The 6,618-nt window shown below is 39.5% G+C and carries 4 protein-coding genes; 2 read left to right on the top strand and 2 right to left on the bottom strand.

Annotated elements, in window-relative coordinates:
* Positions 1–37 precede the first annotated feature (37 nt).
* Positions 38–820, bottom strand: coding sequence for a metal ABC transporter ATP-binding protein (locus tag IQ228_RS18005; protein ID WP_193963796.1), 783 nt, complete (start codon positions 818–820; stop codon positions 38–40).
* Between the two features lie 273 nt (positions 821–1,093).
* Positions 1,094–2,110 (bottom strand): metal ABC transporter solute-binding protein, Zn/Mn family, encoded by a 1,017-nt coding sequence (locus IQ228_RS18000; RefSeq protein WP_228043939.1) that lies wholly within the window; start codon positions 2,108–2,110, stop codon positions 1,094–1,096.
* Positions 2,111–2,364: 254 nt separating this feature from the next.
* Between IQ228_RS18000 and IQ228_RS17995 the strand changes: the two genes are divergently transcribed.
* Both IQ228_RS17995 and IQ228_RS17990 read left to right on the top strand, forming a co-directional pair.
* Entirely contained in the window at positions 2,365–3,945 is a 1,581-nt protein-coding gene (locus IQ228_RS17995; protein ID WP_193963794.1) for an iron uptake porin, read from the top strand.
* Positions 3,946–4,018: 73 nt separating this feature from the next.
* Positions 4,019–5,608 carry an iron uptake porin gene (locus tag IQ228_RS17990; protein WP_193963792.1) on the top strand — a complete coding sequence of 530 codons (1,590 nt, stop codon included), beginning with the start codon at positions 4,019–4,021 and terminating at the stop codon, positions 5,606–5,608.
* Positions 5,609–6,618 lie beyond the last annotated feature (1,010 nt).

The following is a 6,618-nucleotide window of genomic DNA, read 5'->3' as shown; positions in this document are numbered from 1 at the left end:
TATAAGAGACAGCCCCCTACTCCCTGCCCCCCGTTCCCTAATGATGATGTTCATAGCGACTAAAACCAGGACCATAAGTAGCTAGAAGATTTTGTGGTGAAAGGGCTATTTCGGGTTTACCGGAACAGACAAGAGTTTGATTGAGACAGATGACGCGATCGCAATGACGGCTTACCATATCAATATCGTGGGAAACTTGCAACACCGTCCAATTCTCTTCTCGTTTTAATTCATTTAACAAAGCATAAAAATCCGTTGTTCCTTGGACATCTACCCCTGCAAAAGCTTCATCCAATACTAACAACTTTCGCGGTGTTACCAAACAATAAGCTAATAATACCCGTTTGAGTTGACCACCGCTAAGAGTCCCAATAGCCTGATTTCGCAAGCGATAAGCATCAGTCCGGTGTAAAGCTGTGATAACTGCTGCTGATATTTCCCGTTTTTGTTGCCAAAATTTCGAGAAAAATGAATGTTTTTTATTCCCTATTCCTAAAGCTACTAATTCACTAACCGAAATGGGAAAACTGCGATCAAAAATAAAGTTTTGTGGCATATATCCCATCCAATTCCGCAGATTTCCTAGTCTGGAAATTGGGCGACCAAAAACTTCAATTGTTCCAGCACTTCGGGGAATTAAATCTAAAATAGCCTTGATTAAGGTACTTTTCCCAGCCCCATTCGGACCAACTATGGCTGTATCTGTTCCTGCTAACAATTCAAAGGAAACATCTCGCACAGCTAGATAGCTGCTTTGGTAGACTGTTAACCCAGAAACTTTTAATATTGGTAATGTAAATTCTGCTTGTTCGTCAGTCATGTAATTTAGGATTTAAGATGCCAATAATTTATAGTGATATGGCAGGAGTCAGAAGTCAGAAAAAAAGAAGGATTGAGGAGTATTGGTAAGAGGTTGTTTGAAAAGTAAAACGGGCGGTTAGAAACCGCTTCTACACAGGCAAAACCCACCTGGGTGGGTTTCCAATCCTTAATTTTCCTTAGTCCGCGCAGGCGGACTTTGTTTGTGTAGCCGTGAATTCCATTCGCCAGGGCTTAAGTTGACACCATTAAGCTTTTGCTTTACCCCTACTCTTCACTTGCACCCAGCGACTAAACTCTCCAAATTAGCTTTCATTGCTTTAAAATAATACTCTGGATTGGTATCACCAGTTTCTAAAGAATCCAAAGTCCGCACAGTTAACCCCAAATCTTGGGAAATACTGGTGAGTAATTTGTTATCTAACCCTGGTTCGCTAAATAAGGCTTTAACTTGGTATTTTTTGACTGTATTCACCACTTTTTGGACATCTGTTGGGGAAAGTTGCTTTTCAGGAATTTCTACTACTGCTAATTGTTTAATGTTATAACGTTTGGCAAGATAGGGAAAAGCATCATGAAAGGTGATAAAGGTGCAGTTTGGTGTTTGTTTAATAGTCTGTTGAAATTCATTATTTAAATTATCTAATTTCTGAATATATGCCGCTGCATTGGTCTGATAGTTGGCTTTATTGACCGGATCTGCGATAATTAAACCATCTCGAATATTAATAATTTGCTGTTTTGCTAAAACTGGATCTAGCCAAACATGAGGATTTCCCAATTGGTGTTCATGATTATGATCATGTTCTCCCGTTGCTGTTTTATCTATGGGGGAAGTTTTATTAATAGCTGGAATACCTTTACTAGCATCAATTTCCATTAGTTGGGAATTTCCGGCATTTTTAATTGTATCTGCTAAAAACTCCTCTAAGCCTAAACCATTTTTGACTAATACCTTAGCTGTAGCGATCGCTTTTACATTCGCTGGTGTCCCTTGATATTCGTGTATTTCCGTACCAGGTTTAACTAAAATCTCTATATCTGCTACATCTCCGGCTACTGCTTTAGTAAATAAATAAACTGGTAAAAACGTGGTAACTACTTTAGTTTTTGGTGATTTTGGGACTGGGGTTGGTTCTGTTTTTACAACCTCGCCACTGTTAGTATCATTGCATCCATAAACTACTGACAAAATTATTAAGGTAATCAGAGGTAAGAAACTTCTGGTTTTTCTATCTATTTTGACTTCTCTAAAACTTCTCATGGTTTGGGGTTGACAATAAAACTTCATTGGGATTATATCTCATAATGAGATCCATTCTCATATAAATTATCAGAAAAATGCTACTGTATCAAGCATTACAGAATATTAAAAAATTTCAGGTAATACTGCTGTATACTGAGGGTATTTACAGTTCATAAGGATTTCTTAACTTTTTATTGTGATCAGCTTAACTTAGGACTGTAGTATATTAAAAATCACTATCAATAGCTGTACTAATTCGAGTGTAGCATTATCAACTTTAAACACGGGTGTGAGGAAAAATGCAAAAATTCTGGACTTATCTAATTGCTAGTTCAACAGTTGTGAGTAGCATATTATGTATGAATGCTGCTGCAAAGGCAGAACCATTACCAGTACCAGTAACTAATTCAGAACAACAGGTTAATAATAGCCAAGAACAGGCAGTATCTCAAGTTACTTCCGTATCTCAGTTATCCGATGTTCAACCTAATGATTGGGCATTTCAGGCATTACAATCATTGGTAGAACGCTATGGATGTGTTGCAGGTTATCCTAATGCTACTTTTCGGGGTAATCGGGCGTTGTCACGATATGAATTTGCGGCTGGTTTAAATGCCTGTTTAGATCGAGTCAATGAACTAATTGCTACAGCTACCAGTGATTTAGTATCAAAGCAAGATTTAGCAACAATCCAAAAGTTGCAAAAGGACTTTTCAGGAGAATTAGTCACTCTCCGGGGGCGTGTAGATACGGTAGAAGCCAAAACTGCTGAATTGGAAGCTAATCAATTTTCTACCACCACTAAGCTACAGGGGCAAGTTGTGGCAGTTGTTAGTGATGTCTTGACAAATAAACAGGTTGATGGTGCGGATATTTCTGGGAAAAATACCACTTTAGGTTCAAGGGCGCGGGTTGAATTGGTAAGTAGTTTTACGGGGAAAGACACACTGTTTACCAGAATCCAAGCTAATAACATCAGCAGTCCTAGCATTAACACTAATGAGGGCAACTTATTTTTTGCTGGTACTACTGGTAACACCAATGCTTTTATAGATGGGCTATGGTATGCTTTCCCCCTGGGCAAAAATACTCAGGTCAAACTAATTGCTAATGCTGGTGCAGCGGACGATGTTACCAATACAGTCAATCTGTTTGATGGTGATGGTGCTTTTGGGGCTGTGTCTACTTTTGGGACAAGAAACCCGATTTATGGACAACTGGGTGATAAAGGCATAGCAGTTAACCACCAGCTTGGCGATAAAATAGGCCTAAGTTTAGGCTACTTAAGTAGTACAGCTAATAACCCCACTCCTGGAAACGGGTTATTTGATGGGAATTATGGTGCTTTAGCGCAGTTAACCGTCAAGCCCAGCGATCGCATTTCTCTTGGTTTAACTTATATCAATTCCTACAATCAACCATTGCTCACTGGTAGTAATAACGCTACATCTAATATCGTCACTTCAGGTGAAAAATTTTCCAGTAATTCCTATGGTGTTCAAGCATCTTTAGGAATTAGCAAGAAGTTTGTTCTCGGTGGTTGGGCTGGTTATACGAATAGTCAAGTTTTGACAGGTACAAAGGGAGAGTTTGACACTTGGAACTATGCTGTTACTATTGGATTCCCTGATTTGGGTAAAAAAGGTAATTTGGCTGGTGTCATAGCTGGTATGGAACCAAAAGTCACAAGTTCTAGCGCGACTGTTACTGGAGTTGCAAAAGATCCAAATACCTCTTATCACATTGAAGGATTTTATCAATACAAGGTCAGTGACAATATCACCATTACTCCTGCTGTAATTTGGCTAACAGCCCCAAATCACGATGATAGTAATGGTAATCTAGTGATTGGTGCTTTGAGAACTACTTTTAGTTTCTAGTTTCCCAGTCAGAGTTATTAAGAATAATTCTTAATAGCTCCAATTTTTTTTAAAAAACCAGGTGTGAAGAAAAATGCAAAAGTTCTCAACATATTTACTTGCTAGTTCGACCGTTATCAGTGCTGTACTATGGACAAGTTCTGGAGTCTTGGCTGAAGAAATACCAGCAAATAATCAACTCCAGACTGATACTAATTCTCAACAATTAAATATAAATAATCAACAAGAGGGAATATCTCAAGTTACCTCCGTGTCTCAGTTATCCGATGTTCAACCTAATGATTGGGCATTTCAGGCATTACAATCATTGGTAGAACGCTATGGATGTGTTGCAGGTTATCCTAACGCTACTTTTCGGGGTAATCGGGCGTTGTCACGATACGAATTTGCAGCCGGGTTAAATGCCTGTTTAGATCGAGTCAATGAATTAATTGCTACTGCTACCAGTGATTTAGTATCAAAACAAGATTTAGCAACAATCCAAAAGTTGCAAGAGGACTTTTCCGCAGAATTAGCAACCTTAAAAGGGCGTGTAGACACTGTAGAAGCCAAAACCGCTGATTTAGAAGCTAATCAATTTTCAACTACCACCAAACTGCAAGGACAGGTTGTTGCGGTTGTTAGTGGTGTTGCTTCTGGCAATAAAGTCGGTAATAGTAACATTACTAGCAAGAATACGACATTAGGCGCTAGAACTAGACTGGAGCTTGTCACCAGTTTTACTGGAAAAGACACACTGTTTACCAGGTTAGAAAGCAATAATATTAACAGTTTTGGTCTTAATACTACAGAAGGTAAATTGTCCTTTGCCAGTGGCACACCTAATAACAATGTTTCCATAGGTGCGCTTTCCTATGGATTCCCTCTTGGTAAAAACACTTATGCCAACATCATAGCCAATGATGGTATAATTCTCGACCTTGACACCACATTGAATCTATTTGATGGGAATGGTGGGTCCGGTGCTGTGTCCGCATTTGGAACCAGAAACCCCATCTATGCCCAATTGGGTGGCGCAGGACTAGGTGTAAAACAAAAATTCGGTGAAAATTTAACTCTCAGTTTAGGTTACTTGGCTAGTCAGCACAATACCCCTACTCCGGGAAATGGGTTGTTTGATGGTCCCTACGGCGGTCTAGCACAATTAACAGTCAAACCAAGCGATCGCATTTCCCTTGGTTTAACTTACATCAATTCCTATAACAAGTCACTGGCTACAGGTAGTAATAACGCCACGTTTACCAATCTTGCCGCTGGTACAAACTTTTCCAGTAATTCCTACGGTGTGGAAGCATCTTTAGGTATTACGAAGAAGCTTGTTTTAGGTGGTTGGGCTGGATATACCAATAGTCAAGTTTTGACTGGTACCAAAGGAAAAGCGGAAATTTGGAACTATGCTGTTACTTTAGGTTTACCAGATTTGGGTAAAAAAGGTAACTTAGCTGGTATTATATTTGGTATGGAACCAAAGGTCACGAATTCTACTGTTACTGGAATTACTAAAGATCCAAATACCTCTTATCATGTTGAGGGATTTTATCAATACAAGGTCAGCGACAATATCACCATTACCCCCGCTGTAATTTGGCTAACAGCCCCAAATCACGATGATAGCAGTAGTAATTTAGTAATTGGTGCTTTGAGAACTACTTTCAGTTTCTAATCATAAGTAATTGGACAAAAATATTTACAGTCATTGCGAGCGAAGGGAAGCAATCACAACCCTTGGAATTGCTTCATTTCGCTTCGTTCCATAGGGCTAACACCACGCAATGCCTACGCAATGACATTGTGTAATTAATTCTGTCTCACTACTTAGCAATTAGACATCTCCAAAAAAGATGGTAGAGACGTTCCATGTAAGAGTAAGCCACAAAATAAATGATCCTGTTTTGTCATGCTGAGTGTAGCGTTCGCGGAGCGTGGCGTTAGCCATAGCGAAACGAAGCATCTCAAGAGATTCTTCACTACACTTCGTTTCGTAATGCCTCTGGCACGCTGCGCGAACAGAATGACATTGGGCATTTCTTTTTGTGGAGTTCTCTTAGGGACTTCCAATTAAAAAAATACCCAAAAATTTCTTGTGGTGCGGGACGAATTGCCCGCTAATCATCAAGGACGGGCAGGATGCCCATCCCACAAAATTGGGTAATTTATTTTTTGGTGTTCTCTTAGGGACTTCCAATTAAAAAAATACCCAAAAATTTCTTGTGGTGCCGGCTAAAAAGCCTGCTAATCATCAAGGACAGGCAGGATGCCCATCCCACAAAATTGGGTAATTTATTTTTTGGTGTTCTCTTAGATAAATCTCACAAATCATAGTTCAGATGTTGTTTCTGTTTTCTTGGGGAGAAAGATGTGATTTTTGTGATGAGTGTGATTAACGTGATTTTGAGAATGATAACAAAAAGACCAACCCCTCCCACAGGGCTGGTCTATAAAAAAACGTTGTTCGAGTTGTCTTCTCAGTAGAGTCAAAACCAAATTGCGCGTTCCCAAAATTCAACGGGCAACTTTTCTTAACAAGATTGTAACAGCCAGTACAGTTTTTTCATGAAAATATCTCAAAAAATATCTGTCTTCGGGTGGGTAGCTTTTCTATTTGAGGTAAGAGGTAAGAGGGAGTTGGGGGAGTTGGGGGAGTTGCTGTGTGTTAGACACATCGGACTCCCC

The sequence above is a fragment of the Dolichospermum sp. LEGE 00246 genome (assembly GCF_015207865.1).
Classification (GTDB): Bacteria; Cyanobacteriota; Cyanobacteriia; order Cyanobacteriales; family Nostocaceae; genus Dolichospermum; species Dolichospermum heterosporum.
This window is presented reverse-complemented; position numbering and strand designations above follow the sequence as displayed.